Origin of the sequence: Brevibacterium ihuae, assembly GCF_900184225.1 — a bacterium.
GTDB lineage: Bacteria > Actinomycetota > Actinomycetes > Actinomycetales > Brevibacteriaceae > Brevibacterium > Brevibacterium ihuae.
In genome coordinates, this window is the sequence record NZ_FXWZ01000003.1 from 1,398,648 (window position 1) to 1,424,673 (window position 26,026).

Genomic DNA, 26,026 nt, shown 5'->3' on the forward strand with positions numbered 1-26,026 from the left:
TCGTGGCTCAGAGGCCGAGCAGAGCCTTGGAAATGATGGACCGCTGGACTTCGGACGAACCGCCGTAGATCGTCACCTTGCGGTAGTTGAAGTACGCCTTGAGGGCGTCCGGGGCGCCGGGCGGCAGCGTGGTGAAGCCGTCGGCGACCTCGCGGGAGTCGACGAAGTCGAGGGCCTGCGGGCCGAGCACGTCGACGAGCAGCTCGGTGATGTCCTGCTGGAGCTTGGAGCCGCGCAGCTTGAGCACCGAGGAGCGGGGGTCGGGCTTGTCGGAGCCGGCCGACTGGGTCGACAGGATGCGCAGCTGGGTGAACTCGAGCGCGGTGAGCTCGGCCTCGACCTTGGCCAGGCGGGCCGCGAAGAGCGGGTCCTGGAGCAGGGTGCCGCGCGGGGTGCGGGTGGTCGCGGCGTAGGCCTTGGCGCGCGCGAGAGCGACCTTCGAGGCGCCGATCCGGGCGATGCCGGTGCGCTCGTTGCCGAGCAGGAACTTCGCGTAGGTCCAGCCCTTGTTCTCCTCGCCGACGAGGTTCTCGACCGGGACCTCGACGTTCTCGAAGAAGACCTCGTTGACCTCATGGCCGCCGTCGATGAGCTGGATCGGACGCACGGTCACGCCCGGGGTCGTCATGTCGATGAGGAGGAAGGAGATGCCCGCCTGCTTCTTGACGTTCGGATCCGTGCGCACGAGCATGAAGATCCAGTCGCCGTACTGGCCGAGCGTGGTCCACGTCTTCTGGCCGTTGACGATGTACTTGTCGCCCTGCTTGACCGCGGTGGTCTTGAGCGAGGCGAGGTCCGACCCGGCATTCGGCTCGGAGAAGCCCTGGCTCCACCAGATGTCGAGGTTGGCGGTCTTCGGGAGGAAGCGCTCCTTGATCTCCTGGCTGCCGAAGGTCGCGATCACCGGGCCGACCATCGAGGCGTTGAACGCGAGCGGGGACGGCACGGAGGCGAGCTGCATCTCCTCGAGCCAGATGTGGCGCTGCACGGGGGTCCAGTCCTGGCCGCCCCATTCGACGGGCCAGTTGGGCACCGCGTAGCCGTGCTTGTTGAGGATCTGCATCGAGGTGACCATGTCCTCTTTGCTCAGCTCTTCGCCGATCGCATTGCGACGACGGATGTCCTCGGGGATCTCGGTGCGATAGAACTCGCGCATGTGCTGTGCGAACTCGAGTTCTTCCTTGCTCAGCAGGTTATCCATGGGATCTTCCTCGATCGATCGTTCAGGGATGGGGTCTGCCCCCAGTGTACGGCGTGGGGTGGCGGCAGTCACAATTGACGGTTACCGGTTGGTAGCCGGTCGTTGCCCGCAGGTCCCGCACCGTTGGGCCGCGCCGACTTCGAGACGGATCGCCTTGCGGAGCGGATGGGCTCCCGCCTGCGGGCGGCCGGCGCTAGAGTGCTGTGCATCACACCGGGCGCCTCTCGCCCCGCAGGAGGGGGCAGGTGTTCGAGAACCCCCCCAGCGAGGAGGACCCATGAGCCGCGAGAATCCCGTGCAGGACCTGCCGGAGGAGGAGAGCCTCGCGCTCCTCGAAGGGAAGGACTACGGGCGGCTGGTGTTCAGCGTCGGCGGCGAGGTGGAGATCTTCCCCATCAACTACCACGCGGCCGGACGGGAGATCACCTTCCGCACCGCTCCGGGCACCAAGCTCGCCGGCAGCCTCATCGCCGGCCGGGCGGTGTTCGAGGTCGATGACGTCGCCGAGGACGAGGTGTGGAGCGTCATCGTGCGCGGCCCGGTGCGCACGCTCGAGACCGAGGCGGAGATCGATGCGGCCGAGGAGCTCGATCTCCGGCCGTTCGTGCCGACCGTCAAGCGGTTCTTCGTCCGCCTCGACGCCGACGAGGTCTCCGGGCGCCGGTTCCGCCGCGGTCCGGAGCCGGAGGCGCCGCTCGACGTCCCCGACTGAGCCCGCGGTCCCCGACACTCCCTCGTGCGGGAGGGGCCGAGCCGCTCAGCACGTACCTGCCACTGCCTCCCCGCCTCCGTGCCCGCATGTGCCGGGTCCGGTGACGGTGCGGCGGTGCCGTGCTCCCGGTCACGCCCGTGCGGGTGGTGTCCGACGCCGGCCCCGCGCAGTGCCGCCGCGCGTCAGCGGCCGAGGTCGCGGCGGAGGAAGCGGATGATTCCTGCCGCCCACACGAGCGCGAGCAGTAGGAGCACCCATAGGGGAGCGGCCGACCAGCCCTCGGCGAGCGGTTCGTGGCCGTAGGCCCAGCGGTACGGCGACAGATCGAGCATCCAGGCAGTGTCCTCGCTCTGCGACCCCACGGCGTTGAGCAGGTAGGACCCGACGACTACCGCCGCGCCCGCCCCGGTGGCCGCGACCCGGCGTCCCGTGGCCGCGCCGCCCGCCAACGCTGCGCACCCGGCGAGGACGAGGAGGAGGAAGTACGAGGTCCCCGCCGCGAGGATCCCGGTCGTCTCGAGCCCGAGGTCGCCCGGACCGTCGAGCACCGCCATGACGAGCGCCGCGGTCGCGGCGAGCGCGAGGCAGCGGACGACGACCGCCGCCGTCGCCTGCAGGACGTAGTCGAGGCGGGAGATCCCGTGGGAGAGGTGGAGCTCGAGGTCCCCGGCCTCCTCCGGTCCCGCGATCGCCTTCGTTCCCCAGCCGATCGCCGCGACCGACCTCACCGCGAACCCGAGGAGACCGAGGAACGTCGCCTGGACGTATCCCGCGCCCGACGAGAGCGCGGCCGCTCCGCCGATGGCGTTGAGGATCTCCGGCGGGAACGACTCCATGAGGGCGGTGTCGACGGTGAGGGCCTCGGCCATGGAGCCGTAGAGCGCGAGGTAGAGCGTTCCGATCCCGGCGATCGCGAGGCACCACAGGAGCAGCGCCCGCCACCCGTTGCGCAGAGTGAGGCGGAGCAGAGCGAGGGGTGCAGCTCGCCGAGCGGCATCACGGTGGAGGCGCTCCGAACGTTCGTGGGCGGCACGCCGGGCGGTTCCGGCTGGTGCCGACGGCTCATTCGAGGCCGGTGGCCCGCCCTGTTCCGTCGTCCCACCCGGCGTCAGCCCCCCGCCGGTCCCCGGCGTCCCAGCGGTGACGCGGGCCTCGGCGGCGGGGGTGCTGTCCTGGGTGAAGTGTCGATCGCTCATGGCTGCTCCCGGTAGAGATCGAGCACCGTGTCCTCGAGATCGCGCTGCCGGAACGTGAAGTCGACGACGTCGAACGCGGAGAGGAGGGCGACGACCCGGTCGGCCTCGACGGACCCAGGGACCTGCCCGGTCACCTCGACGATCCCCGCGGCGAGCTCGCGGGTGCTCAGACCTGCGGCCACCTCGGCGCCCAACAGTCGCTCTGACTCCCTCGCGAGGAGCTCACGGTCGGGCTCGCGGAGGAGCGCGCTGAAATCGTGTCCGGCATCGCGGCGGAGGTCGGCGACGGAGGCCTCGCGCACGAGGCGTCCGCGGTTGAGAACCGCCGCGTGCTCGGCGATGTGCTCGATCTCGCCGAGCACATGGGAGGACAGGAGGACCGTCGCGCCGGTCTCCGCCGCCTCACGGGTGATCGTGAGGAACTCGTGCTGGAGCAGCGGGTCGAGGCCCGAGGTGGGCTCGTCGAGGATGAGCAGCTCCGGTTCGTGGATGAAGGCCTGGATCACGCCGAGCTTCTGCTTGTTGCCCTTCGACAGCGTGCGGATCCGCCGGTGCGGGTCGACGCCGAGGCGCTCGCACCACGCGTCGATCTGCCCGATCGCCGCAGGGGCATTGAGCCGGCAGAAGAACTCGAGGACCTGCCGCCCGGTCGCCGTGCCGGCGGCGGTGAGCTCGCCCGGCAGGTAGCCGAGTCGCCGGCGCAGTGCCGGGCCGCCGGAGCGCGGGTTCTCGCCGAGGACCCGGATGCTCCCGGTCGTGGGGCGCAGGTAGTCGATGAGCAGCCGCATCGTCGTCGACTTGTCGACGTGTCGGGTTTGACCGGCGTACCTACCAGGCAACAAGGGAGGTCGTCATGGACGGCACAACAGCAAGCAACGGCGTGGAGCAGGTGGTGGTGTACCTGCGCATCAGTGAGGATCGTACCGGTGCGGAGGCCGGGGTCGAGCGGCAGCGGCAGGACTGCCTGGACATGTGCGCTCGGCTCGGGATCACCGATCCGGCGATCTTCATGGACAACGACATCTCGGCCTACTCGGGCAAGAAGCGCGCCGGCTACCTCGACTTGTTGGAGCGGGTGAAGCTGGGGCCGTCGCGGATCGTGGCGTGGCATGTGGATCGTCTCTACCGTCGCCCCCGCGAGCTGGAAGACCTCATCGACCTCGTGGAAGCCCACCCGATCCGCATCGAGACCGTCAAGGGCGGCGCGTTCGGCCTGAACACCCACGAGGGCAGGTTGATGGCCCGGCAGCTCGTCGCGATCGCCTCTTACGAGTCCGGGCACAAGGCCGACCGCATCCGCCGGGCGAATCAGCAGAAGGCCGAACGTGGTGACTGGCACGGCGGGCCGAAGTACGGGTACGGCATCGGCGGCGTCCTCATCCCCGAGGAAGCAGCGGTCATCCGGGAGATGGCCGACCGGTTCCTCGCGGGCCAGTCGGTGCGGCAGATCACCAGGTGGCTCAACCGCGACGACGGCCCGACACCGCCGTCGAAGGGGAAGAGCCGGTTGAACGTGTGGCACGAGAGCACCGTCGGCTCGATCCTGTGCTCGGCACGCATCTCCGGGCAACGGGCCTACGAACCGGCCTCCAAGACGACAGCGACGTGGGAGCGGCGGGACCGGGCGATCCTCGGACCGGGGAACTGGGAGGCGATCATCACCCCCGAAGAGACGATGCGTATCCGGGCGGTCTTCAACCACCCCGACCGGCGCGTGGGCCGCTCCTCCAAGAGCCTCCTCGCTGGGCTGATCACCTGCGCCAAGTGCGGCAACACCCTCGTCTCCTCGGGTCTCCACCGGGGCGAGACCTCCATCGGGAAGCGACGCTTCTACCGCTGCCTGCCACTCCCCGGAAGGCCCGAGCGGGGCGGACTCGTCGTGTCCGCCCACGGCATCGAGACACTGGTGAGCGAGGCCATGATCGCGCGCCTGGCCGCGACCACAATGCCCGCCACCGCGCCGGGTCAAGATGCGGGAGTGTTTGCGGCGATGGAGCAGATCACCGCCGCGAGGCAGCGCATGGAGGACATGGCCCGCGACTACGGAGCCGGGCTGCTCTCCCGCACGGAGCTACACGCGGCGAAGACCGCCGCCACCGCGACGATCAGCAACGCCGAACTCGTCCTCGGGCGCAACGCGAAGTCCTCGGCGTTGAAAGGCATACCCATCGGCGACGAAACCGCGCTGCGGCACGCCTGGGATCAGGAGTGGTCGATCCCGCAGAAGCGAGCGATCATCGCCGCCCTGGTGGACACGCTCGTCGTCAAGCCCGCAGAACCGGGTGTCAAGCCCTGGGTTTGGTAGAGGCTTCTTTTCTTGGTTTCCTATGCGGCCACGCCTGTAGTGGTCTGCTGTTTGATCCAATCAGAATGCGCCTCGATCGGCGGCCGGTAGTGCAGCGCCGAATGCAGTCGGACGTGGTTGTACCAAGCCACCCACTTCGACGTCTCGGCCATCACTTCGATCACTCCCGACCACTCCCGACCACTCCCGCCGGTCGATCAGTTCGGCCTTGTACACCGAGTTCAGCGCCTCGGCCATCACGTTATCGAAGGAATCGCCCCGCGAACCCACTGATGCCACGATCGCAGACTCGGCCAGCGTCTCGCCATAGCGAATCGAGCGGAACTGGACTCCGCGATCCGAGTGGTGAACGAGCCCGGATACATCGTGCCCGGCCCGGTACTTCGCCGCCAGAGCCATCGTGAGCGCGTCCCGGGCCAGGGATTCACGCATATGGTTCGTCACCTGCCAGCCGACGATCTCGCGATGGAACACATCGAGGATGAACGTCGTGTACACCCACCCCGAGCGCGTCGGCACATAGGTGATATCGGCCACCCATAAGCAGTTCGGTGCAGGCGCGGTGAACTCCCGCTCGACGAGGTCCTCCGGGCACTCCTCGGCTCTGGCCGATGCCGTCTTGGGACGTTTGCGTTTGCGCCGCACCCCATCGATGCCCAGTTGGCGCATCAAACGCTCGACCGTGCAGCGGGCCACCGGCCCGAACCGGTCGGCGTGATCACGGTTGATCGCTTTCCACATCTTGCGCACTCCATAGCAGGAGTAGTTCGCTTCGTAGATGTCCCGGATGACGACCATGAGATCGCAGTCCCGAATAGCCCGGGCCGAGGGCCGGCGCAGTTTGTACGCGTAGTACGAGCTCACAGCGATCCGTGCAGCAGTCCCGCGCAGGACCCGCACGATCGGCTCGACTCCGAACTCGTCACGATTCTCGTCGATGAAGTCGACGATCACCTTGATGGGCGGTCGAGCTCCGCGATGCTCCTATGTCAAGTTGGATCGCTCAGGCGGCCATGAGCGGCATCAACGACGCAGGATGTTCGATCGTCGACGGCCCCTCCAATGGAGCACCACCCTCGGGCGTCTGGGTGACAGGGGCCAGGTCGGCCCTCTGCGCGGCGTAGACGCGATCCGAGAGTCGACGTCGTAGGAGCCGCAGCGCCTCTTTGCGCGTCTTGCCGGCGGCAATGAGCTTGTCATAGTAGGTGGCGCCTTCCGCACCCATCCGGATCTGAGTGAGAGCAGCCATGTGCAGGGCGGTATTGATCGTGCGGTTCCCTCCACGCGAGAGTCGAACGCGGACCTTGTTGCCTGACCAGACTGGGATCGGCGCGGTCCCGTTGAATCTCGCGTAGGCATCGCGGGAGCGGAACCTGGCGATCCCCGCTGTCTCGCCAATGATCATCGCTGCGCCCAGGGTTCCCATGCCCGGGACGGCCACCAGTGAGGGATGACTGGCCCGCACCAGCCGGCTCAGGCGGCTCTCGAGCGTGTTGATCCTGACGGTCAGCTCGCGAATATCGACCAGCAGGTCGCGAGCGATCTCGGCGACCGCTCCGTCAGCTGTCGCCAGGTACTCGATCAGCTCGTCCAGGAGGTGGTACCGGCGCAGAGCACGAGAGGGAATCTCCAGCTCAGGATCGATTTCGTGGAGGAACCAGCGAGCCTTGGACTGCATCGCCGTGCGCCGTGCAACAAGGGTCCTGCGATGGTCCGACAGAAGCTTGATGTCCCTGGAAGTACCCGGCAGCTCAGCGGTCGGCAAGCCCTCTTCGCGAAGTGCTACCCGGGCCACGGCTTCCGCATCAATAGGGTCCGATTTGCCGCGTTCCCGGCTGCTGCGCCTCATGCCAGCCATCAACCTGGTGTGCACGCGAACGACTCGATGTCCGGCCTCGAGCAGGTCAGCCTCGAGCCGACGTGTCAGGTGGCGGCAGTCCTCGACCGCGACGGTGACGGTCTCGAAGCCTTCCAACCAGGTCAAGATCTTTCGATGCCCCACGGCACGTGCTTCGACCGTGAGTTCCTTGATTCTCCGGCCCACCTCGTCCACCGCGACGAGCGTGTGCCAGTCCTTGTGAGCGTCGATACCGATGACAGTCATGACAGTCCCCTTCCCAGTCCGGTACTGCGCGAGCTGCGGTGCCGAACGCGGACGGGCACGCCTCAGTTGGGCAGTCGAACCAGCAGGCTCCTATCAGGCCACGCCCACTTCCAGCACCGCGGGTCCCGGAGAGACGGCACATCGCGGACAAGCTACGAAAGCAGCGAATAAACGAGCCAGCCCCGCCGGGATACCCTCATTCTGGTACTGACGCGAAGAAAGCCGATGCTCTGCGCAGGATCTCGTTCGCTCGCCTGGCTTCGGCCAGCTCCGCCCGCAAGCGTCGGTTCTCCGATTCCAGATCCACAGACTCCGACGGTGTGATCCTGCCGGATTCCTTGTGCTTCCGCACCCACACGCGCAAGGTCTCCTTACTCAACCCGAGCTCTTTCGCGACCCGAGTAATCGAGCCGTTGGCAGTCGCGGGATCGGCCTGAGCGTGAATGACGAGCTCTACTGCACGAGCCCTGAGCTCGTCGGTGTACTTCACTGGCATGAGAGAAACTCCTTCTTCCAATCTCCCTGCCTCCATTATCCCCGGGGCGATTCACGGTGTGCCTGCGACCTCGGTCGCCGCACTCGTCTACGCGCATGGGTGGCGATGGAACGACGACGGCGTATGGACACGACTCGCCCCCGGCGACCTCGACCCCGACACCGGCAGTATCTACAGCGGCCCGCCGCGCAATGCGGTACTTACTCGGGGCGTGCGGGTGATCGTGGATGAGGCCGGGATGCTCGTCCAAGACACCGCCCACGCACTCCTGACCGTCACCGCCGAGGCGGGCGCGTCGGTCGCGCTGGTGGGCGACCGGGCACAGTTGCCCGCTGTGGGTCGTGGCGGGGTACTCGACATGGCCGCGCAGATCAGGGGCCGTACCTATGACATGACCGAACTCCACCGCTTCATCGACCCCGAGTACGCGGCACTGACGTTGGCGATGCGTGACCGGGAGCACCCCGGCGACGTGTTCGACCGCCTCGCCGCGATGAACTTCGTGACTCTGCACGCCGACGATGATGCGGCCCGCGAGCACATCACAACTCACGCCCACGACGGCGAGGCGATCACGGTTGCCACGAACGACGAGTCCGCCGAGTTGAACGAGCGCATCCGTGCCTGTCGTGTCGAGCGTGGGGAGGTCGACGACACCGCGACGGCGACTGGCAGCGACGGTCTGAGCATCGGTGCTGGTGATCTGATCCAGACGAGGAAGAACAGCAGCGACCTTGGCGTGGCGAACCGGCAACAGTGGATCGCGCAACGCGTCACCGACGAGGGCACCGTCTACGCGCGAGAGATCGGCAGTGAGCGGAAGCACCTACGCACGGTGGTTCTGCCGAGTGAGTACGTGGCCGAGCACGCGCACCTGTCGTATGCCGCGACTGCCTACGGCGTGCAGGGCGCGACCGTCGATGCCTCGCACACGGTGTTGTCGGACGCGACGAGCGCGGCAGGTGTCTATGTCGGCATGACCCGAGGCCGCGAGCAGAACCGCCTCCACGTCGTCGCGGGGAACCTCGCGGAGGCTCGGGCGCAGTTCATCGACGCGATGCAACGCGACCCTGCCGACCGCGGTCTCGACCACGCCACCGCCCAGGACGTTGAGGCCGTGCGCGGCCTCGTGGCGGATGGCCCTGTTCGGCTCGTCAGCGACGAACTCGCCAGACTCGACAAGGAAGCCGAGCGTGCCCACCGGCAGGCGGAGCGGTGGGAGGAAGCCGCCGCGCGCCTCGACGCCCAGCGCGCCGCGCACCGAGCCGAGGACGACGAGGACACCGCCGTACTCCGCAGGGCAGAGGACGAGGCGGTGGGCCTCCGCGCCAAGGTCGCTACGCAGCTGACCATGCAGGCCGAGACGGACGGTGCGGCTTACCTCGCCGCCATCGAGACCGAGGCGGCCGCGAACGCGCGCCTCGCGACGGTGGGGCGGTTCGGCAGGCGCAAGGCCCGCGCCGAGCACCACACCGCGACCGAACAGACCCGCACCGTCCGGGCGCAGGTCCGCTACGTCTGGGATGCCGAGCCGCCCCGCACTCCCGAAGCGCTCCCTGCCTGGGCGGCGCAGGCAGCAGCGCGCCGAGCCGAGGGTGATCCCCGCGTGAGTGACGCCGGCCGCGCCGTCGAGACGGCACACGCCGATCAGAAGGTGACCCAGCAGCGACACCGGCGTGAGCGCATGGCATTGCTGCTCGGCGAGTTCGGGGCCGAGCAAGCCCGCCGCGACCAGTTCGGCATGCGCGCGGTCAACCCGCACCGCAACGCCGACGACGCTCACCGACGAGCCGCGCTGATCCGCGCCGAGGCCGACGAACTCCGCAGCCTCCCGTTGACCGACGCCGCCCGGCGCATCGAGACCAACCGCGCTCAGCAGAAGCAGACCCGGCAGCAGGCCGGGCAGCGGACACGCCAACTCGACCCGTTCGAGCGCGAACCGCAGCGCGACAGCCCACACCGGGAGCGGCCGACACGTGGCCTCTGATCAGGCGAGCCGCCAGTGGCCGACCTCTCGTAGTACTACGCGTGGTACACCGTATCGGTGGCAAGCTGACCGAGGTCGTAGTGCTTCATGTTGCCCGCCCAGTACTGCAGCCGCTGCCACGCCGCGCTCAGGGTGCGGTCGCGCCGGACGGCCCTGCCGTGCCATCTGACGGGCACACCGCCAGATGAGACGCAGGTGCTGATCGGGCGCCCACCGGACCGCTGCGCGCCACCGCCCGAACCCCCGCTCACCTCTTGAGTCGGGGCTCGCTGCGTTATCGCCCGAATGGAACCGTGCACACTCGCGAGCAGACAAGGACATGGTCCTCATGGATCAGTCGCTCAGCACTGCATGAACTCGCCAGTTCTACTCTGTTCTGCCACAGAAACTGTGTGTCGCACCTCGGATCCTACGTGTTCATGGACTCGTCTCGTCGCCATGCCGTCATGGATCCATCGATCGTGGTTCCTTCTTTGTTCTTTTAATGCACATCTGACCTGGGCCTTTATCCATCGTGTTCGCGCGGCTGTGCGTCGTATGCGCGCATGCATGGAAACGCCACGCCACGGACCTTCTTGCCATATCCCGTCGCGGCAGGTACTCTCGAGAGTCCACAAGTGTTAGGAGTGCTGCATGGACGTGAGCGAGACGCTCAAGAAGGCGTGGACTGCCGTCGAGGATGCCGGTCTGCCCGAGAATATTCAGGGAGTTGCGTTCCGCGAAGCGGTGCGATTGCTCGTCCCTACTCAGGGAGGTGCGGCTGCGCCTGCCGCCGCACCGCGTACGTCTGGCCAGTCGGGGAAGTCTGGCGCGACGAGCGGGTCCACCGGGAGCGGCGCGAGCGGCGGGGGCTCCAACGGCGACGGGTCCAAGATCACCGAGGCTGAGAGCACGATCCTCGACAAGGTCGAGCAGCACACGGGCGTCTCCCGCGAAAAGCTGGAAGAACTGGTTCACCTCGACGACGGGGTCCTGAAGGTCAGCCTCCCCGGCATCAAGTTGGGCAAGAACAACGCCGACAAGACGCGGGCGATCGCGCAGATCCTCACCATCGTGCGCGGCTTCGGTCTTGACGAGAACGAGACGTCGCTGGAACTGGTGCGGGCTGAGGCCCAACGGCTCAAGTGCTACGACTCGGCGAACTTCTCGGCGCAGGTCAAGGTATTGAGCGGCTACCTCATCATCGGTAGCGGCACCAACCGCCACATCCGGGCGAAGTCAGGTGGCATCAACGGGTTCCCCGCGTTCGTGGACAGCGTCCTGGGCGAGTCGTGACCGCGCTCGACGTTCGCGTCCAGCAGGGCTTCATCGCAGCGGGCATTCCCGCGGAACTGGTGAAGGAACTGCTGGAGGCGTTCGCCGAAACGAAGCGGCGGTTCTACCGGGACGACCTGCGGCCCTCCGAAATCGAGGGCGCTCGCTTCTCAGAAGCCGTGTTCCGGATCCTCGAGTGGGCGACGACGCAGCAGTACACGCCGCTCGGCGGCAACCTGCCCAAGGTCCCGACTCTGATGGGCAAGTTAGAGCAGGCTACGGCTGCGCCTGAAAGCGTACGCTTCCACATCCCGCGCACGCTCCGTCTGATCTACGACGTGCGGAACAAGCGGGACGTGGCGCACCTTGGCGACGGCATCGACCCGAACCAACAGGACGCCACGATGGTCGTTCGGAATATGGAGTGGGTGCTCGCCGAACTTGTGCGCCTCCACCACAACGTGTCCGCCACCGAGGCACACGGGATCATTGTCGACCTGGTGTCGAAGGACGTCCCGCTGATCCAGGTCTTCGACGGCTTCCCGCGCGTGCTGAAGCAGTTGAAGGCATCGGACCACATGCTCGCCTTGCTCTACTGGCGCGGTGCCGAGGGTGCAACTTTCACCGAGTTGCAATCCTGGGCGAGGGCAGCGATGCGAGCCAACCTGAAGCGCACCCTGGACACGCTGGACGCCAAGGATCTGATCCACCTCAACGGTGACCGCCACGTTCTGACTAGCCTCGGCGAACGGGACGTCGAGCAGCGCAAGTTGCTCGAACCACAGTAGGTGGTTCCCCGGAGCCCATGACGCATGGTTATACCGACCCTCTCGTAGGCTCCCGCCGTTCTAGATCACTATCTGCGGCGGTCCGGCGCTGGGGAGGCCGGACTCGATCTACGCGCTCGACACGTTCATCGCAGCACCCGCAGCCACCTCCGATTAATAGGGTCAGAAACTGCACGTGGTATTGCCCGCTCCGTTGGGGCCGATGAGTCCGACGACTGCTCCAGCGGGCACCTGCCAGCTCAGCGAGTCGACGGCGGTGACGGTGCCGAAGCGCTTCGTCACCCCCTCCATGTCGAGTGCCGCTCCGGAAGAGGTCATGGGGCCATTGAGCATCTGTCCGGGAGCGAAGTCAAGGGCGCGGCGCACGGTGCCGGCCCGCGCCCCAGGTGCGTCGCCCGGCGGTCGCTCTTGACCCGCGTCGAGCTGTCACTCATGCTCGATTCCCGCATTGAGCTGTCACTCATGCTCGAGATTCGGCGCGAATATCGAGCACAAAGGGCAGGTCGATGGTGGGATCGAGCAGAAACGGCAGGTCGATGGCCCGTCTCGCGCTCAGCCGTCCTCGGCCCGGACCTCGGCCGGGGTGCGGACGAAGAGGAACAGGACGAGGCCGGCGAGGAGGACGAGGGCGATCCCGATCGCGCCGGCCCGCTGGAAGCCGAGCAGCGTGATGAACGTCGAGAACATGAAGGGGCCGATGAAGCTCACGGCGCGTCCCGTCGTCGCGTAGAGCCCGAAGTTCTCCCCGGCCCGCTCCGGTGCGGTGATGCGGCTGAGGAACGAGCGCGACGCCGCCTGCACCGGACCGACGAAGAGGCACAGCCACATCGCCGCGATCCAGAACACCGCGGGGCTGTCGCTCACGATGATCGGCACCGACCCGGCGATGAGGCACACGAGGCCGACGATGATCACCGCGCGCGGCCCGAACCGGTCGTCGAAGAACCCGGCGGACACCGCGCCGATGCCGGCGACGAGGTTCGCCGCCACCCCGAGGTAGATGATCTCCGCGTCGGAGAACTCGTAGGACCCGGCGGCGATGACTCCGGCGAAGGCGAAGATCGTGGTGAGGCCGTCACGGAACACCGCCGAGGCGAGGAAGAACTTGAGGGTCTCGCGGTCGGTGCGGAACAGGTCGACGATCCGGGCGACGACCCGTCGGAAGTCCGCCGCCCACCGGCGCACGACGCCGGCCGGTTCGCTGCGCTCAGCGGATCCCGGCCGCGCATCGCGCGGGGCGAAGAGGAGGAGCGGGACCGCGAACACCGCGAACCACACGCCGGAGGCGGCGGCCACGATGCGGTAGCGCAGACCGTCCTCGTCGGTGGCGCCGAACAGCCCGACCTCCGGCTGGATCACGGTGAACAGGAGGATGACGAGGAGCGCGAGTCCGCCGAAGTACCCGAGCCCCCAGCCCAGCCCGGAGATCCGCCCGGCCGTGGACGGGGTGGAGATGCGGGTGAGCATCGCGTTGTAGAACACCTCGGCGAGCTCGTAGAAGATCCCGGCGAGGCCGAGGAGGAGGAGTCCCGGCCACAGGTACCCGGGGGAGTCCTCGATGAAGAACATCCCGAGCACGCAGCCGACGACGAGGGCGGTGTTGACACCGAGCCACAGCCGGTGGCGGCCGCTCGAGTCCGCCCGGGTGCCCACGGCCGGGGCGAGGAGGGCGACGACGATGCCGGCGATTCCCGTCGTCCAACCGAGCGCGGCGCTGCCGGAGGTCTCGTCGGCGGCGACGCCGGAGGTGAGGTACGGAGCGAACACGAAGGTGACGACGACCGCGCTGTAGGCCGAGCCGCCCCAGTCCCAGAGCGCCCAGGAGATCACCGTGCGACGGGGAGCAGGGCGTTCCGGGGCGACGATTTCCATACCGGGCACTCTAGCCGTGCGATAGGTCACGATCGGGTCGCGGCAGGCGGCCGCAGGATGAATCCTGTGAATTCCCCGAGTAGGGTCGGCGGCATACGGAACCGATGCAGTCGAGAACCAGGAGACGATGTGACCGAAGCCGATGACCACCCCGAGGGCGCGCGCGACGAGACGAGCCCCGCGACCGGGGCCGCAGGGCAGCACGTGCCGGACGGCACCGCCGGCGGTGAGGGAGCCGACTCCGGTCGGACGCTGCTGACCGACCGACGGCGCGAGGACGACGGCGCCGCGGATGCCGCCGACCCGCTCGTTCCCGAGCGCGGCGAGCACAGCAGGATCGCCGACGACGACACCGACGAGCAGATCACCGAGAAGCTCAAGCGCCAGGGCGTGCGCCTGGGCCGCGGGAACGTCGCCCCGGCGGTGTTCTGGCCGTCGATGCTCGTCATCCTCGCCGTCGCGGTCATCGCGATCGTCGCCCCCGGCCCCACCGACACCGTCCTCCAGGCGGTGCAGGGCTGGATCGTGACGAACCTCGGTTGGTACTACATGCTCATCATCACCGGCTTCATCGTCTTCGCAGTGGGCATCGCGCTCTCGAAGTTCGGCCGGATCCGACTCGGCGACGACGACGAGAAGCCCGAGTTCGGCCTGCTGTCCTGGTTCGCGATGCTCTTCTCCGCCGGCATGGGGATCGGCCTCGTGTTCTACGGCGTCGGCGAGCCGCTGACCTACGCCACCTCGGATCCCAAGCCCGGCTGGACCGGGGACGAGGCGGAGCTCGCGCGCCTGGCGATGGCGCAGACCTTCGTCCACTGGGGCCTCCACCCCTGGGCGATCTACGCCGTGGTCGGCCTCGCGCTCGCCTACGCGGTCCATCGCCGCGGCCGCCCGATCTCCATCCGCTGGGCGCTCGAACCGGTGTTCGGCGACCGCGTCAAGGGCTGGGTGGGCGACGTCGTCGACATCCTCGCGATCTTCGGCACCGTGTTCGGCGTGGCGACCTCGCTCGGACTCGGGGTGCAGCAGATCGCGTCGGGCATGTCCTCGCTCGGCCTCGTCGAGACCGCGGACACCGTGCTCCTCGTCATCCTCATCGTCGTCATCACCCTCCTCGCCACGCTCTCCGTGGTGTCCGGACTGGGCAAGGGCATCCGCTGGCTGTCGAACATCAACCTCAGCCTCGCCGGCGCGCTCCTCATCTCCGTGCTCCTCCTCGGACCCACGCTCTTCCTGTTCCAGAACTTCATCGAGTCGCTCGGCGCCTACCTCGCCAACGTGTTCCAGATGTCGTTCGACGCCGGTGCCTACACCGGCGAAGAGGGCGCCACCTGGGCCTCGTCGTGGACGATCTTCTACTGGGGCTGGTGGATCTCCTGGGCGCCGTTCGTCGGCGTGTTCATCGCCCGGATCTCGCGCGGCCGTACGGTGCGCGAATTCATCGCCGGCGTCCTCCTCGTGCCGACGATCGTCGGATTCTTCTGGTTCGCGGTCATGGGCGGTGCCGGCCTGTACCGGCAGATCTTCGGCGCCGGCGACCTCGTCGACCCGGAGGCCGGCGTCGTCGCCGAGGCCGCCCTGTTCGACGTCCTCACCGGACTTCCGCTGGGCGCCATCCTGTCGGTGGCCGCGATCATCCTCGTCGCGATCTTCTTCATCACCTCCTCGGACTCCGGCTCGCTCGTCGTCGACATGCTCGCCTCCGGCGGACACCCGAACCCGCCCACGTGGTCGCGGGTGATGTTCGCCCTCCTCGAGGGTGCGATCGCGATCGGTCTGCTCATCGCCGGCGGGCTCCAGGCGCTCCAGGCCGCCGCGCTGGCCACCGCGCTGCCGTTCAGCGTCGTCATGCTCCTCATGTGCGTCGCCACCTTCCGCAGCCTGCGGGTCGATCAGGGCCTGCGCGAGCGTCGCGAGCGCGAGGAGCGCTACGCCATGCTCAGCGGCAAGCTCGCCGAGGACTTCGACGACGCCTTCGGCCGCCAGGTCGACTCGCGCGTCGATGACCGGATCGACTACCGGCTCTCGCGCACGACCGGTCCGTTCACCCGGGGTCGGCGGGCAGCCGGCGGCGGAACCGAGCGCGCCGAGCGCGCGGTGCCGCCGCCCGAGTGACCCGGGCCGGGTGAACCGGCCCAGGTGACCCGGGCCCGAGGCGCCCGCTCGGTGAGGAACCGGGCGGGCGCCTCGGCCGCGGGTTCCCGGGACCCGCGAGCGGGGTGCGCGCGATGACTGGCACCGGCCGGTCTGACGTGAAAACATCGGGAGCAGGACCCGTACGCCGCCGATCCCGAGAGCGGCACCGGTGGAACAAGGAGACGACATGCCCATTGCAACTGCTGAGGTCTACAGCGAGCTTCTCGACCGCGCCAAGTCCGGCGGCTTCGCCTATCCCGCCGTCAACTGCACCTCCTCCCAGACGATCAACGCCGCGATCCGCGGATTCGCCGAGGCCGAGTCCGACGGCATCATCCAGATCTCCACCGGCGGCGCGGAGTACATCTCCGGCCCGACGATCAAGGACCGCGTGCGCGGCGCCGTGGCCTTCGCGGTATTCGCCCAGGAGGTCGCCAAGAGCTACGACGTCAACATCGTCCTCCACACCGACCACGCGCCCAAGGACGCCGTCGAGCACTGGGTCAAGCCGCTGCTCGAGATCTCGACCGAGCGGGTGAGGAACGGCGAGCAGCCGCTGTTCGGCTCCCACATGTGGGACGGCTCGGCCGTGCCGCTCGACGAGAACCTGCAGATCGCCGAGGAGCTCCTCGCGCTGTCGGCGAAGGCGAACACCCTGCTCGAGGTCGAGATCGGCGTCGTCGGCGGCGAGGAGGACGGCGTCGAGAACGCGATCAACGACAAGCTCTACACCACCGCCGAGGACGGACTCGCCACTGCCCGCGCGCTCGGCACGGGGGAGAAGGGCCGCTACCTCACCGCCCTGACCTTCGGCAACGTCCACGGCGTCTACAAACCGGGCAACGTCAAGCTCCGCCCCGAGCTCCTCGGTGAGATCCAGAGCGCCGTCGGCGCGGAGGTCGGCAAGGAGAAGCCGTTCGACCTCGTGTTCCACGGCGGCTCCGGCTCGACGGCCGAGGAGATCGCCGCGGCGGTGGGCCACGGCGTGGTGAAGATGAACATCGACACCGACACCCAGTACGCCTTCACCCGTCCCGTCGTCGAGCACATGCTCCGGAACTACGACGGCGTGCTCAAGATCGACGGCGAAGTCGGCAACAAGAAGCAGTACGATCCGCGGGCGTGGGGCAAGTCCGCCGAGGCGGGCATGGCCGAACGCATCGTCGAGGCGTGTCAGAACCTCGGCTCGGCGGGCAACCGCCTGAAGTGAGCGAGGGCGTCCGCCCGTGATCGGACGCGAGGGCCCGGGCCGGGAGCACATCCCGCCCGGGCCCGCACCGAGCGGGCCTCACCCGCTGCGGGGCATCCCCGCGCTGCTCACCGCCGCGGGTCGTCCTCCGAGGTTACGGAGGATTCTCCGGCAGCCGTCTCCTCGCTCTCGGCTGCAACGGGGTGCTCCTGCGTGCCGCCCGCGGTCACCCGCAGGCTGCGGGCACGGCGCACATCCTCGTCGAACTTCTTGGCCTTCTTGTCGCTGGCAGCGGTGTCGCGCGGCGGCAGCTGCAGGTCCACCTCTGCGGGGATCCCGGCCTGCAGCTCGCGTCCGCGCTCGAGCTCGGCGTCGACCTCTGCGCCGAACAGCAGGATCGCATTGATGATGTAGATCCACAGCAGCAGGATGATGACGCCGGCCAGCGCGCCGTAGGTCGCGTTGTAGTTGCCGAAGTTCGACACGTAGAAGAAGAACCCGAGTGTCGCGAGCACGGAGACGAGGATGGCGATCAGCGCACCGAAGCTGACCCACCGGAACTTCGGCTGCTGCACATTCGGCGTGGCGTAGTACAGCAGCGCCACGACGAAGACGACGATGAACGCCAGGACGAACCACTTGGCCACGTTCCACACACCCACCGCGGCGGAACCCAGGCCGATCAGATCGCCCACTCCTTCGGCGACCGGGCCGGACAGCACGAAGATCATCAGCGCGACAGCACCGAGCACCAGGATGAGCGCCGTGAGCAGGTACATCTGCAGGGTGAGCTTGATGCCTCCACGCCCCTCGGGCACGTCGTAGATGGTATTCATCGCGCGGCCGAAGGCCTTCACATACCCCGAGGCCGACCACAGTGCGACGAGCAGACCGATGATCAGGCCGAGGCCGGGCGCCGGCGCGGTGAGCACCGACTCGAGCGGGGGACGCACGCTGTTCCAGGTGTCCCCCGGCACCACGCCCTGCACCTGGTCGAGGACGGCGGTGACGGTCTGCCCGCTCTGCCCGAACAGGCTGAGGATCGAGACCAGGGCGATGAGGCCAGGGAACACGGAGAAGACGGTGCGGTAGGTGAGCCCTGCGGCCACGTCCGTGCAGCCGTCGGCGGAGAACTCGCGGATGGTCGTCCGGAGCACGTACTTCCACGACGGTTTCGTGAGGTCGGTCGGATCGTCGGGCTTCCGGTCGTCCTCGGGATGCGGAGCATCCGCCGGGTGATCTGCGGATCGAGTCTCGCTCATCGTCTGCCCCCTGGTGCAGAATATGGTCTCAATAGTCAAGGCACCTTGATTATAGAGAAGATTCCGCGGCCCGGGTGCGAAGCCCCGGGGTGTGGCAGATGGCGGTGCGGGGTTCACTCCCCATCGGCAGCGGTGAGCTCGGCGGCGGCGAAGTCGAGCAGACCCGGGAGCCCGCCCGCTCCGAGCGCGCGCCGCTGCCGCGCCGCCCCGGAGCCCTGGCCGAGCAACCGCGCGATGCCGGCTTCCGCGCACTCCCGATCCGCATCGTCCGAGAAGTGCGGACGTGCCCGCTGCAGCAGCCCGAGCACCACGGCCTCAGCAGGCTGCTGCGTCCCGCTCACCGGATCCAGCAGGGTGCCGGACAGCCCGAACCGGGCCGCCTGCCAGCACGCGGTGTCGAGCAGCTCCGGAGGCGGGTCCCCGGGCAGGGGAGCTGCGAGGGACATCACCACGAGGGCCCGGGCGAGGCTCGCGAGCGCAACAGTCTGCCCCGCCCGCAGCTGGGCATCGGACGCGCGGATCTCGAGCGTGCCGTAGCGCGGGGAGAGCCGCACGATCCACCCCAGGCAGTTGCGGTCGGGGACCGCGTCGAGTGCGACGAGGGCGGCGACGCGGGATTCGTAGTCAGCGAGGTCGTGGAAGCGCGGCGGTATGCCGTTGACCAGCCAGCGCCGGTAGTGGATGGTCCGCCAGCTCGCGAACCCGGTGTCCGCGCCCTGCCACACGGGAGAGTTCGCTCCGAGCGCGACCAGCACCGGCAGCCAGGGGCGCAACCCGTTGAGGGCCCGGACGCCGGTGGCGATGTCGGCCAGACCCACGTGGACGTGCAGGCCGTTGACATGATGGTCGACGGCGAAGCGCGGGGCGAGCTCGGCGACGGCCGAGTAATGAGCCCCGGGACTCACCTCGGAGGGTGAGCGCGGGTGGTCCGGTGCGGTCCCCAGGGCCGCGACAGCGAACCCCATGCGGTCCGCGGTCGCGGCGAGTGCGCGGCGGAAACCGAGCAGTTTGGACAGTGCCGGGCCGGTCTCGGTGTGCACGGGGGAGTTGTACTCGAGCTGGCAGGTGAACCATTCGGCGGTCGCGCTCCCGCCGGCGACCTCGAGCGCGTGGAGCGTGCGCGTCTGCTCGGGGGAGGGGGAGGCCGGCAGTCCGGTGTCCCGATCGATGAGGAGGTACTCCTCCTCGATGCCGAATGTCGTCATGGCCGCCGCCTCGTCGTCGAAGGGCCGAGGTGCCGATGCGAGTCGCAGCGGCCCTCGCCGAGCGGGCGCCCAGCACCTCGGGTAGAAGCAACCTATTACGCGGACGCCGGTTCGGCAATGAGCGCCGGCCGGGCGATGCCGCCGGTGCACTGCGGCGATTCGGCGGATCAGCCGGTCGGGATGGCCACGATCGGATCCGTGGTCGGCGCCGCCGACCCGCCCTCGGGCTCGACGGTGATCGTGAACGTCGATCAGACGGGCACCCGGTCGAACGCTGTCGGCGCGCGTCCTGCCGCCGGTCGTCGAGGCGGCCCAACACCGTCGCACGCATTCCCGGCGGAGGTGCGGCTGCCTGCGCGGGATTCCGCTTCCACTCATCACTGCCTCCCCAACTATCGTGCCAGTTCGCCGAACCCCGACCGGATGCGGGACTTCGTGAGATTTTTTCCGCGCGGTGATCGGTTCTGCGCACCGGGCGGGATTCGACCCGACCGGCAGCTCTCGGATCACGGGTCCGGGAACAGGTCAGACCAGGCGGCCGTCGCGGATCGTCAAGGCTGTGTCGGCCAGAGGTACGAACTCGGTATCGTGGGTGACGACGACCGTTGCGGTGTCGAACTGCCGGGTCGTCGCCACGATGAGGTCGATGATGGGTCTCGAGCGGTCGTGATCGAGCGCAGACGTGGGTTCGTCGACCAGCATGACCTTCGGCCGTCCCATGAGAGCTCGCGCGACGTTCACCCGTTGCCGTTGACCACCGGACAGCTGATGCGGTCGCCGGTCGGCGGCGGAGGCCAGACCGACGACCTCGAGGAGCTCGTGCGCCCGCTGGCCGGCACGGGCCAGCTGCCGGCCCCGGGCCCCGCGCAGATGCTCAGTGAGCACGAGCTGGTCGTGCGCGGTGAGTTACGGGAGCAGGTTGGGCTGCTGGAAGATCGTGCCGATCTGCGTTCTCCGCAGCATCGCGCGGTCCTTCTCCGGCAGTCCGGTGAGCTCGCGACCTGCCAGGCGCATCGATCCCGAACTCGGACCGATGAGGGTCGACGCGACGGCCAGGAGCGAGGACTTGCCGGATCCCGACGGTCCCACGAGAGCAGTGACGGTTCCCGGCTCGGCGGAGAGATCGACGGCGTCCAGGGCGCGGATGGTGCGGGGTGCGCCGTTCTCGTCCACGCAATCGGGGTAGACGAGGCTGACGTTCTCGAGCCGGAGCGCGGGAGCGGATCGGTGGGGTGCGGGGGAGGGGTCGATGAGTGCATGGTCAGTTCCCTCCGAGAGCGAGCAGGGGATCGATCCGGGTCACGCGCCGGGTGGCCAGTGCAGCCCCGATCAGACCGAGGACGAATACGCCGAGCACCGGCGTGAGGAAGGTCATCGGCGTCAGCGCGAACGGCACTGCGGAGCCGACCGCCGCTCCTCCGGCGGCGCCGGCTGCGCCTCCGGCCGCAGCTCCGAGGAGCACGACGAAGGCGGCCTGGGTCATGGAGTCCCGCACGAGGTAACCGCGGGAGGAACCCAATGCGCGGAGGACGGCGAGATCCCGGGTGCGCTGGATGGTCCACACGGTGAGGAAGGACACCACGACGAGGGCGGAGATGCCGTAGAGGAATGCCTGCATCATGAGGAGCGAAACGCGCTCGGACTGGTAGGCGGGCAGCGCGGAGAAGGCCGTGCGGGTGTCCTTCGACACTGTCCCGGCGGCCGCGTCGGCCGACGCGAGAGTGTCCTCGGTGGGCGGACCCGCCGAGTCGGCGATGCGGTCGGCCGGGATCGCGAGGGCTGTCGCCTCGAGCCCATCGCCCAGATGTGCGATGCCGGCGAAGTCGTCGATCGGTGTCCACGCCACCGGAAGGTGACTGTAGTATTCGTCCCCGACGATCCCGACCACGTCGAGCTCTGTCGAGGACAGGTGAATGGTGTCACCGAGCGAAACAGCGAGATCCGCCGCGGCTTCCTCGCTGAGTACGGCCTGTCCTGCAAGCGGGTGGGTCCGGCCATCGATGGATTCCAGGGAGGGAGCCAGGGCGGTGCCGGTCTCCAGGCCCATCACCGCGACGGAAGCGGCCGGCCCGTTCGAGCCGCCCCCGGTGCCGGCGGCCTCGGCCCGGGTCTGGGTGACACCGAGGCGCTCAGCCCGCGGACCGCTCGCTGCGTCATTCCATGCCCGCAGCTCATCGGCTGTGATGACCGACTCAGTGAACGACGGCTCGTCGCCGTCGTCGTCCGGGGCGGCGAAGACGATATGCGACGCGCCGAGGTTCTCCAGGGCCGAGGTGTTCTGCCGGCCCAGTCCGTCGGTCAGACCGGTGAGCAGCACGAGCAGCAGGGTGATGAGTGCGACCACGCCGCCGATCAGGGCGAAGCGCCCCTTCGCGAAGACGATATCGCGGAAGGCCAGGTACATGTCTGCTCTCCGAGGTCGGTAGGAATGTCGGGTGTCCATTTATCATGGTGGAGGGGACGCGGGCGCGGATCGCCCCACCGGTTGAACCGCAGGGATCATCCGGACGACGTGGAGATCATCCGATCGGTTGACTTCATCCGGAGCGGCAGCAGGTATCATCTGCGGTGAGCCGGCGGATCGGCGGCTCGGCGCGTCGGGTCCGGTGGGTGCGGACGCGCGGAAGAGACGGGCGACGGGCCCTGCGGAGATCGGTCGTCGAGCGTCGTCGTCGCACGATCCACCGGTGGGAGGCACAGTGCCGCGGGTACAGGTGATGATCGTCGATGACCATCCCGTCGTGCGCGCAGGTCTGTGCGCCCTGGTGGACGGGCGCGAGACCATGACGGTGGCGGTCGAGGCCGGCACGGGCGAGGAGGCGCTGCTGCGCCTCGAGGAATTCGGCGCCATCGGCTACCTGCTCAAGGACTGCCCGGCCGATGAAGTCGCCCGTGCCGTGGAGGACGCGGCGGCCGGGAGATCGGTGCTCTCTCCGTCCGTCATCGCACAGATGATGAAGCGGATCGCCTCCCCTGCGAAAGCCCTGACCCCGCGCGAGATCGAGATCCTCGAACTCCTCTCCGGCGGTGCCACCAACCGCCAGCTGGCGCGCCGGCTGTTCATCTCCGAGGCGACAGTCAAGACCCACCTCGTGCACATCTTCGACAAGCTCGGAGCGGACAATCGGACCCAGGCGATCGAACGGGCCCGCGACGAGCGCGTGATCTGAGCGGTCGTCGCGACGAGGTCGGCGTCGGATCGCGACGGGCGGGGAGAGGCACCGCGGTCACGATCGGCGAGGCCAACTCAGGTAGTGTCGGTGTGCCATGTGCGATGAATCCCGCTCCGCTGCCGTTCCGGGCCTGCACCCTGACTCCGTCGGCGGTGCGGTGCTCGTCGTCGGCGCAGGTGAGGCCGGGTCTCGGGTGGCCGGTGCACTTGCCCGCAAGGGCGCACCGGTCGTCGTCCTCTCCCCCGACGGTTCGCCCGGCGTCGAGCTGCCGCCGCTGTCGAAGGCGCTCTTCGCGGAATCGTTGACGCTCACCGTGCACAGTGTGGACCCGGCCGCCGCAGACTCCGTTCCGGGCCATGCCGTGTCCAGCGGCTCGAGCGTCGTACTTCTTCAGGGCGCAGCCGTCGAGCTCGACCTCGACACCCGCTCTGTCCGGCTCGACACCGGGGAGTGGGTCCACGGCTCCGCCATCGTCATCGCCACCGGATCCGCCGCCCGGATCCTCGACATCGACCTGCCCGGCGGCCCCGCCTTCACTCTGCACTCCGCCGCCGACGCACAGGCGATCCGCGAGCACCTCGCGGCGCTCCGCTCCGGTTCCGCCCAGGACACCCCCGTGGACATCGGCATCATCGGCTCCGGCTTCCTCGCGCTCGAGCTCGCCCGCGGTGCGGTGGACGCCGGCCATACGGCGACCGTGCACCTCAACGGGCCGCGCCCGATGCCCCGGCTCAGCGCACCGCTGAGCGACGCCGTCATGGCGCTCCATGAATCCGCCGGCGTCCGCTTCGTCCCGCACTCCACACCGGTCGACTACGTCGCCCGCGACTTCTGGATCACGGCCGTCGGAGCGCAGGCCGCCACGGACTTCGCCGGCCGTGGCGTCCAGCGCACGAGCACGGGCGCGCTCCTCACCGACGCCCACCTCCGGGTCCTCGCTGCGGGCGGCGCCCCGCTGGGGGCGGTCTACGCGATCGGCGACTGCGGGCAGGTGGCGCACGGCCCGATGGCGGCCTACGGCCCCCAGGAATCCGAACCGGTGGCCGCCTCGCAGGGGGAGTGGCTCGGTCGGTTCCTGGGTGCCGCATCGACCCACGCCGAATCACCGGGCCCCGCCGAGCCAGGCCCCTCCGAACACGTGGAGCCGGGCCACTCCGCGCCGACCGCCGCCTGGAGCGACCTCCCCTGGCACTGGAGCTTCCAGGGCCCAGTGCGCGTCTTCACTGCAGGCCTGTCCGCCGAGGCGAGCCAGGGCGAGCCCGTCGTCCTCGGCGACCTGAGCACCGGGCGCGGGCAGGTGGCACTGTTCGCCTCGGCGGCCGATGACGCCCCGCTCGTCGGCGTCGAGACCCTGGGGCCGCCCAAGCCGCACCTCGCGGCCCGCCGGCTCCTCGCGTCCGGCACCGTACCCACCCGGGCTCAGGTGAGCGCTCCCGGGTTCGACCTCGTCGCCGCCTCGCGCCTGCCCGGTCGCAGGCCTCCGATCGCGTAGACTTGGCGGGTCACCGTCCCCGTTGGAGAGTGTTCAGCTGTCTATGAGCATGTCCGAACTGGCCGCCGTGAACTCGCTCGAGCGGGTCGGCGCCCGGCCATCGTTCTTCGCCTACCTCGCCGAGGTCTGGCACCGGCGGGATTTCACGTTCTCCCTGGCCAAGTACCGGATCCAGAGCGAGAACGAGCGCAACCGCCTGGGCATGCTGTGGGTGGTGCTCCGACCGATCTTCTCCGCGATGGTCTACGGGCTCGTGTTCGGCCTCATCCTCGCCGGGCAGCGGCCGGAGAACTTCGTCCCCTTCCTCATCATCGGCGTGTTCTTCCTCGAGTTCTTCAACACCTCGATGAACGGCGGGGCGAAGTCGATCATCAGCAACACCGCGCTCGTGCAGTCGCTGCCGTTCCCCCGGATGGTGCTGCCGATCGCCACGGTGCTCCAGAACCTCCTCAACTTCATGCCGACGCTGCTGCTGATGTTCGTCCTCACCATGCTCTGGGGCGCCCGGCCGAACCTGTACTGGTTCCTCTTCATCCCGCTCATCGCGCTGTTCTACCTGTTCAATCAGGGAGTGGCGCTGATCTTCGCCCGGCTCACCGTGCACGTGCGCGACCTCAGCCAGTTCGTGCCGTTCATCTCCCGCCTGATCTTCTACACCTCGGGCGTGTTCTTCGACCCGCGGACCGTGCTCGAGCCCTATCCCACCCTCCAGGCGATCTACGCCTGGCATCCGCTCAACGAGGTGCTCGCGATCGCGCGCGGCATCCTGCTCGACGAGTACTCGATCCCGTGGGACTACTGGTGGAAGCTCGCGATCTGGGCGGTCGTCGTCCCGGTGGTCGGCGCCGTGTTCTTCTGGAAGGCGGAGGAGCGCTATGGCCGAGAGCACTGAGAAGCCGGCCGAGGGCCAGCCCGTCGTCATCTGCGACGAGGTCCATGTCGAGTTCCGCACCCTGGCCACCGGCAAGCGCCTCAAGCCGAGCGTGACGAGCGGTCTGCTCCAGCGCGGCCGGACCATGCGCACGGTCCACGCGCTCAAGGGTGTGTCCTTCGTCGCGAACGCGAACGAGTCGATCGGCGTCATCGGCACGAACGGCTCGGGCAAGTCCACTCTCATGCGCACGATCACCGGGCTCACCCCGGCCACCCGCGGCGCGGTCTACGCGAAGTCGCGGCCCAACCTGCTCGGTGTCGGTGCCGCGCTCATCCCGGACCTGTCCGGGGGCAACAACATCATCCTCGGCGGTCTGGCGATGGGGATGGAGCGGGCCGAGATCGAGGCGCAGTACGACGAGATCGTCGAGTTCACCGGACTCAAGGAATTCATCGACATGCCCATGCGGACGTACTCCTCGGGCATGTCCGCGCGGCTCAAGTTCGCGATCGCGACCGCCAAGCAGCACGAGATCCTTATCGTCGACGAGGCGCTGAGCGTAGGCGACCGCGACTTCCAGAAGAAGAGCGAGAAGCGCATCCGCGACATCCGCGAGCGCGCCGGCACGGTGTTCCTCGTCTCGCACTCGATGCGATCGATCCGGGATACGTGCAACCGGACGATCTGGATCGAGAAGGGCGAGCTGCGCGCCGACGGGGACACCGACTCGGTCGTCAAGCAGTATGAGAAGCACCGGTGATCGCATGAGGGGCATCTGAG

General features: G+C 68.5%; 23 protein-coding genes and 2 pseudogenes. 11 read left to right on the forward strand and 14 right to left on the reverse strand.

The features are described 5' to 3' along the window. Nucleotides 1-7 precede the first annotated feature (7 nt). Nucleotides 8-1,201 carry an acyl-CoA dehydrogenase family protein gene (locus C1A17_RS11565; protein WP_101653114.1) on the reverse strand — a complete coding sequence of 398 codons (1,194 nt, stop codon included), beginning with the start codon at nucleotides 1,199-1,201 and terminating at the stop codon, nucleotides 8-10. A gap of 277 nt (nucleotides 1,202-1,478) precedes the next feature. On the opposite strand from C1A17_RS11565, the gene C1A17_RS14255 reads away from it, so the two are divergent. Beyond that, nucleotides 1,479-1,913: a pyridoxamine 5'-phosphate oxidase family protein gene (locus C1A17_RS14255; RefSeq protein ID WP_180953316.1), complete on the forward strand. Its 435-nt coding sequence runs from the start codon at nucleotides 1,479-1,481 to the stop codon at nucleotides 1,911-1,913. Nucleotides 1,914-2,095: 182 nt separating this feature from the next. Here C1A17_RS14255 and C1A17_RS11575 read toward each other — a convergent pair whose 3' ends face one another. Together C1A17_RS11575 and C1A17_RS11580 are read right to left on the reverse strand one after the other, a co-directional pair. Beyond that, nucleotides 2,096-3,109 (reverse strand): ABC transporter permease subunit, encoded by a 1,014-nt coding sequence (locus C1A17_RS11575; RefSeq protein ID WP_101653116.1) that lies wholly within the window; start codon nucleotides 3,107-3,109, stop codon nucleotides 2,096-2,098. Continuing rightward, nucleotides 3,106-3,897, reverse strand: a complete 792-nt coding sequence (locus C1A17_RS11580; RefSeq protein ID WP_101653117.1) for an ABC transporter ATP-binding protein — start codon at nucleotides 3,895-3,897, stop codon at nucleotides 3,106-3,108. Before C1A17_RS11580 ends, C1A17_RS11575 begins: the two co-directional genes overlap by 4 nt. 65 nt (nucleotides 3,898-3,962) lie before the next feature. Between C1A17_RS11580 and C1A17_RS11585 the strand changes: the two genes are divergently transcribed. Then, entirely contained in the window at nucleotides 3,963-5,414 is a 1,452-nt protein-coding gene (locus C1A17_RS11585; RefSeq protein WP_101653118.1) for a recombinase family protein, read from the forward strand. Nucleotides 5,415-5,434: 20 nt separating this feature from the next. Here the strand turns inward: C1A17_RS11585 and C1A17_RS14835 are convergent, their stop codons facing one another. The 4 genes and pseudogenes from C1A17_RS14835 to C1A17_RS11605 form a co-directional block, all read right to left on the reverse strand. Next, the gene (locus C1A17_RS14835) at nucleotides 5,435-5,566 is read right to left on the reverse strand and encodes an integrase core domain-containing protein (protein ID WP_101653119.1); all 132 of its coding nucleotides are present in this window, start codon (nucleotides 5,564-5,566) and stop codon (nucleotides 5,435-5,437) included. Nucleotides 5,567-5,603: 37 nt separating this feature from the next. Then, nucleotides 5,604-6,368: pseudogene (locus C1A17_RS11595) on the reverse strand (IS3 family transposase); the annotation flags it as partial. A 49-nt stretch (nucleotides 6,369-6,417) separates the two neighbouring features. After that, entirely contained in the window at nucleotides 6,418-7,518 is a 1,101-nt protein-coding gene (locus C1A17_RS11600) for an IS110 family RNA-guided transposase (protein ID WP_101653121.1), read from the reverse strand. A gap of 196 nt (nucleotides 7,519-7,714) precedes the next feature. Then, on the reverse strand, nucleotides 7,715-8,014 hold the full coding sequence (locus C1A17_RS11605; protein WP_180953317.1) for a transposase: 300 nt from the start codon (nucleotides 8,012-8,014) through the stop codon (nucleotides 7,715-7,717). Between C1A17_RS11605 and C1A17_RS11610 the strand changes: the two genes are divergently transcribed. After that, nucleotides 8,013-10,001 carry an ATP-dependent DNA helicase gene (locus C1A17_RS11610; RefSeq protein ID WP_245873722.1) on the forward strand — a complete coding sequence of 663 codons (1,989 nt, stop codon included), beginning with the start codon at nucleotides 8,013-8,015 and terminating at the stop codon, nucleotides 9,999-10,001. The genes C1A17_RS11605 and C1A17_RS11610 overlap by 2 nt on opposite strands. A gap of 35 nt (nucleotides 10,002-10,036) precedes the next feature. Here C1A17_RS11610 and C1A17_RS14260 read toward each other — a convergent pair whose 3' ends face one another. After that, nucleotides 10,037-10,177, reverse strand: a complete 141-nt coding sequence (locus tag C1A17_RS14260; RefSeq protein ID WP_180953318.1) for a hypothetical protein — start codon at nucleotides 10,175-10,177, stop codon at nucleotides 10,037-10,039. Between the two features lie 457 nt (nucleotides 10,178-10,634). On the opposite strand from C1A17_RS14260, the gene C1A17_RS11615 reads away from it, so the two are divergent. Both C1A17_RS11615 and C1A17_RS11620 read left to right on the forward strand, forming a co-directional pair. After that, complete coding sequence (locus tag C1A17_RS11615) at nucleotides 10,635-11,276, forward strand: hypothetical protein (RefSeq protein WP_101653124.1); 642 nt, start codon at nucleotides 10,635-10,637, stop codon at nucleotides 11,274-11,276. Continuing rightward, on the forward strand, nucleotides 11,273-12,043 hold the full coding sequence (locus C1A17_RS11620) for a hypothetical protein (RefSeq protein WP_101653125.1): 771 nt from the start codon (nucleotides 11,273-11,275) through the stop codon (nucleotides 12,041-12,043). The genes C1A17_RS11615 and C1A17_RS11620 overlap by 4 nt, the downstream gene beginning before the upstream one ends. 162 nt (nucleotides 12,044-12,205) lie before the next feature. On the opposite strand, the gene C1A17_RS14265 is transcribed toward C1A17_RS11620, so the two are convergent. Together C1A17_RS14265 and C1A17_RS11625 are read right to left on the reverse strand one after the other, a co-directional pair. Then, nucleotides 12,206-12,361, reverse strand: a complete 156-nt coding sequence (locus C1A17_RS14265; protein WP_180953319.1) for a hypothetical protein — start codon at nucleotides 12,359-12,361, stop codon at nucleotides 12,206-12,208. A 234-nt stretch (nucleotides 12,362-12,595) separates the two neighbouring features. Next, nucleotides 12,596-13,915: an MFS transporter gene (locus C1A17_RS11625; RefSeq protein ID WP_101653126.1), complete on the reverse strand. Its 1,320-nt coding sequence runs from the start codon at nucleotides 13,913-13,915 to the stop codon at nucleotides 12,596-12,598. A gap of 129 nt (nucleotides 13,916-14,044) precedes the next feature. On the opposite strand from C1A17_RS11625, the gene C1A17_RS11630 reads away from it, so the two are divergent. Both C1A17_RS11630 and fbaA read left to right on the forward strand, forming a co-directional pair. Next, nucleotides 14,045-16,030, forward strand: a complete 1,986-nt coding sequence (locus C1A17_RS11630) for a BCCT family transporter (RefSeq protein WP_425427306.1) — start codon at nucleotides 14,045-14,047, stop codon at nucleotides 16,028-16,030. Between the two features lie 208 nt (nucleotides 16,031-16,238). After that, nucleotides 16,239-17,261: a class II fructose-bisphosphate aldolase gene (gene fbaA / locus C1A17_RS11635; protein ID WP_101653128.1), complete on the forward strand. Its 1,023-nt coding sequence runs from the start codon at nucleotides 16,239-16,241 to the stop codon at nucleotides 17,259-17,261. Between the two features lie 107 nt (nucleotides 17,262-17,368). Here the strand turns inward: fbaA and C1A17_RS11640 are convergent, their stop codons facing one another. The 4 genes and pseudogenes from C1A17_RS11640 to C1A17_RS11655 all read right to left on the reverse strand — a co-directional run bounded on the left by C1A17_RS11640 (nucleotide 17,369) and on the right by C1A17_RS11655 (nucleotide 22,111). Then, nucleotides 17,369-18,502, reverse strand: coding sequence for a YihY/virulence factor BrkB family protein (locus C1A17_RS11640; protein WP_101653129.1), 1,134 nt, complete (start codon nucleotides 18,500-18,502; stop codon nucleotides 17,369-17,371). 113 nt (nucleotides 18,503-18,615) lie between these two features. Then, nucleotides 18,616-19,707 (reverse strand): carboxylate-amine ligase, encoded by a 1,092-nt coding sequence (locus C1A17_RS11645; protein ID WP_101653130.1) that lies wholly within the window; start codon nucleotides 19,705-19,707, stop codon nucleotides 18,616-18,618. A gap of 525 nt (nucleotides 19,708-20,232) precedes the next feature. Next, nucleotides 20,233-20,958 (reverse strand): annotated as a pseudogene (locus tag C1A17_RS11650) (ABC transporter ATP-binding protein). 10 nt (nucleotides 20,959-20,968) lie between these two features. Then, a complete protein-coding gene (locus C1A17_RS11655; RefSeq protein WP_101653131.1) occupies nucleotides 20,969-22,111 on the reverse strand; it encodes an ABC transporter permease in 1,143 nt (380 codons plus the stop codon). A gap of 313 nt (nucleotides 22,112-22,424) precedes the next feature. Between C1A17_RS11655 and C1A17_RS11660 the strand changes: the two genes are divergently transcribed. The 4 genes from C1A17_RS11660 (at nucleotide 22,425) to C1A17_RS11675 (ending at nucleotide 26,006) form a co-directional block, all read left to right on the forward strand. After that, nucleotides 22,425-22,877 carry a response regulator transcription factor gene (locus tag C1A17_RS11660; protein WP_101653671.1) on the forward strand — a complete coding sequence of 151 codons (453 nt, stop codon included), beginning with the start codon at nucleotides 22,425-22,427 and terminating at the stop codon, nucleotides 22,875-22,877. 97 nt (nucleotides 22,878-22,974) lie between these two features. Further along, the gene (locus C1A17_RS11665) at nucleotides 22,975-24,372 is read left to right on the forward strand and encodes an FAD-dependent oxidoreductase (RefSeq protein ID WP_101653132.1); all 1,398 of its coding nucleotides are present in this window, start codon (nucleotides 22,975-22,977) and stop codon (nucleotides 24,370-24,372) included. Between the two features lie 43 nt (nucleotides 24,373-24,415). After that, nucleotides 24,416-25,264 carry an ABC transporter permease gene (locus C1A17_RS11670; RefSeq protein WP_101653133.1) on the forward strand — a complete coding sequence of 283 codons (849 nt, stop codon included), beginning with the start codon at nucleotides 24,416-24,418 and terminating at the stop codon, nucleotides 25,262-25,264. After that, nucleotides 25,248-26,006 carry an ABC transporter ATP-binding protein gene (locus tag C1A17_RS11675; protein WP_101653134.1) on the forward strand — a complete coding sequence of 253 codons (759 nt, stop codon included), beginning with the start codon at nucleotides 25,248-25,250 and terminating at the stop codon, nucleotides 26,004-26,006. Before C1A17_RS11670 ends, C1A17_RS11675 begins: the two co-directional genes overlap by 17 nt. The last annotated feature ends 20 nt before the right edge of the window (nucleotides 26,007-26,026 follow it).

What these genes read in the sequence shown, in the direction of transcription:
- C1A17_RS11605 (WP_180953317.1), bottom strand. Translation starts at nt 8,014, where the DNA reads ATGCCAGTGAAGTACACCGACGAGCTCAGGGCTCGTGCAGTAGAGCTC.
- C1A17_RS11580 (WP_101653117.1), bottom strand. Translation starts at nt 3,897, where the DNA reads ATGCGGCTGCTCATCGACTACCTGCGCCCCACGACCGGGAGCATCCGG.
- C1A17_RS11675 (WP_101653134.1), top strand. Translation starts at nt 25,248, where the DNA reads ATGGCCGAGAGCACTGAGAAGCCGGCCGAGGGCCAGCCCGTCGTCATC.
- C1A17_RS14265 (WP_180953319.1), bottom strand. Translation starts at nt 12,361, where the DNA reads ATGACCTCTTCCGGAGCGGCACTCGACATGGAGGGGGTGACGAAGCGC.
- C1A17_RS11585 (WP_101653118.1), top strand. Translation starts at nt 3,963, where the DNA reads ATGGACGGCACAACAGCAAGCAACGGCGTGGAGCAGGTGGTGGTGTAC.
- C1A17_RS11640 (WP_101653129.1), bottom strand. Translation starts at nt 18,502, where the DNA reads ATGAGCGAGACTCGATCCGCAGATCACCCGGCGGATGCTCCGCATCCC.
- C1A17_RS11625 (WP_101653126.1), bottom strand. Translation starts at nt 13,915, where the DNA reads ATGGAAATCGTCGCCCCGGAACGCCCTGCTCCCCGTCGCACGGTGATC.
- C1A17_RS14835 (WP_101653119.1), bottom strand. Translation starts at nt 5,566, where the DNA reads ATGGCCGAGACGTCGAAGTGGGTGGCTTGGTACAACCACGTCCGACTG.
- C1A17_RS11655 (WP_101653131.1), bottom strand. Translation starts at nt 22,111, where the DNA reads ATGTACCTGGCCTTCCGCGATATCGTCTTCGCGAAGGGGCGCTTCGCC.
- C1A17_RS11610 (WP_245873722.1), top strand. Translation starts at nt 8,013, where the DNA reads ATGAGAGAAACTCCTTCTTCCAATCTCCCTGCCTCCATTATCCCCGGG.
- C1A17_RS11575 (WP_101653116.1), bottom strand. Translation starts at nt 3,109, where the DNA reads ATGAGCGATCGACACTTCACCCAGGACAGCACCCCCGCCGCCGAGGCC.
- C1A17_RS11615 (WP_101653124.1), top strand. Translation starts at nt 10,635, where the DNA reads ATGGACGTGAGCGAGACGCTCAAGAAGGCGTGGACTGCCGTCGAGGAT.
- C1A17_RS11670 (WP_101653133.1), top strand. Translation starts at nt 24,416, where the DNA reads ATGAGCATGTCCGAACTGGCCGCCGTGAACTCGCTCGAGCGGGTCGGC.
- C1A17_RS11565 (WP_101653114.1), bottom strand. Translation starts at nt 1,201, where the DNA reads ATGGATAACCTGCTGAGCAAGGAAGAACTCGAGTTCGCACAGCACATG.
- C1A17_RS11645 (WP_101653130.1), bottom strand. Translation starts at nt 19,707, where the DNA reads ATGACGACATTCGGCATCGAGGAGGAGTACCTCCTCATCGATCGGGAC.
- C1A17_RS11600 (WP_101653121.1), bottom strand. Translation starts at nt 7,518, where the DNA reads ATGACTGTCATCGGTATCGACGCTCACAAGGACTGGCACACGCTCGTC.
- C1A17_RS14255 (WP_180953316.1), top strand. Translation starts at nt 1,479, where the DNA reads ATGAGCCGCGAGAATCCCGTGCAGGACCTGCCGGAGGAGGAGAGCCTC.
- C1A17_RS11665 (WP_101653132.1), top strand. Translation starts at nt 22,975, where the DNA reads ATGTGCGATGAATCCCGCTCCGCTGCCGTTCCGGGCCTGCACCCTGAC.
- fbaA (WP_101653128.1), top strand. Translation starts at nt 16,239, where the DNA reads ATGCCCATTGCAACTGCTGAGGTCTACAGCGAGCTTCTCGACCGCGCC.
- C1A17_RS11660 (WP_101653671.1), top strand. Translation starts at nt 22,425, where the DNA reads ATGATCGTCGATGACCATCCCGTCGTGCGCGCAGGTCTGTGCGCCCTG.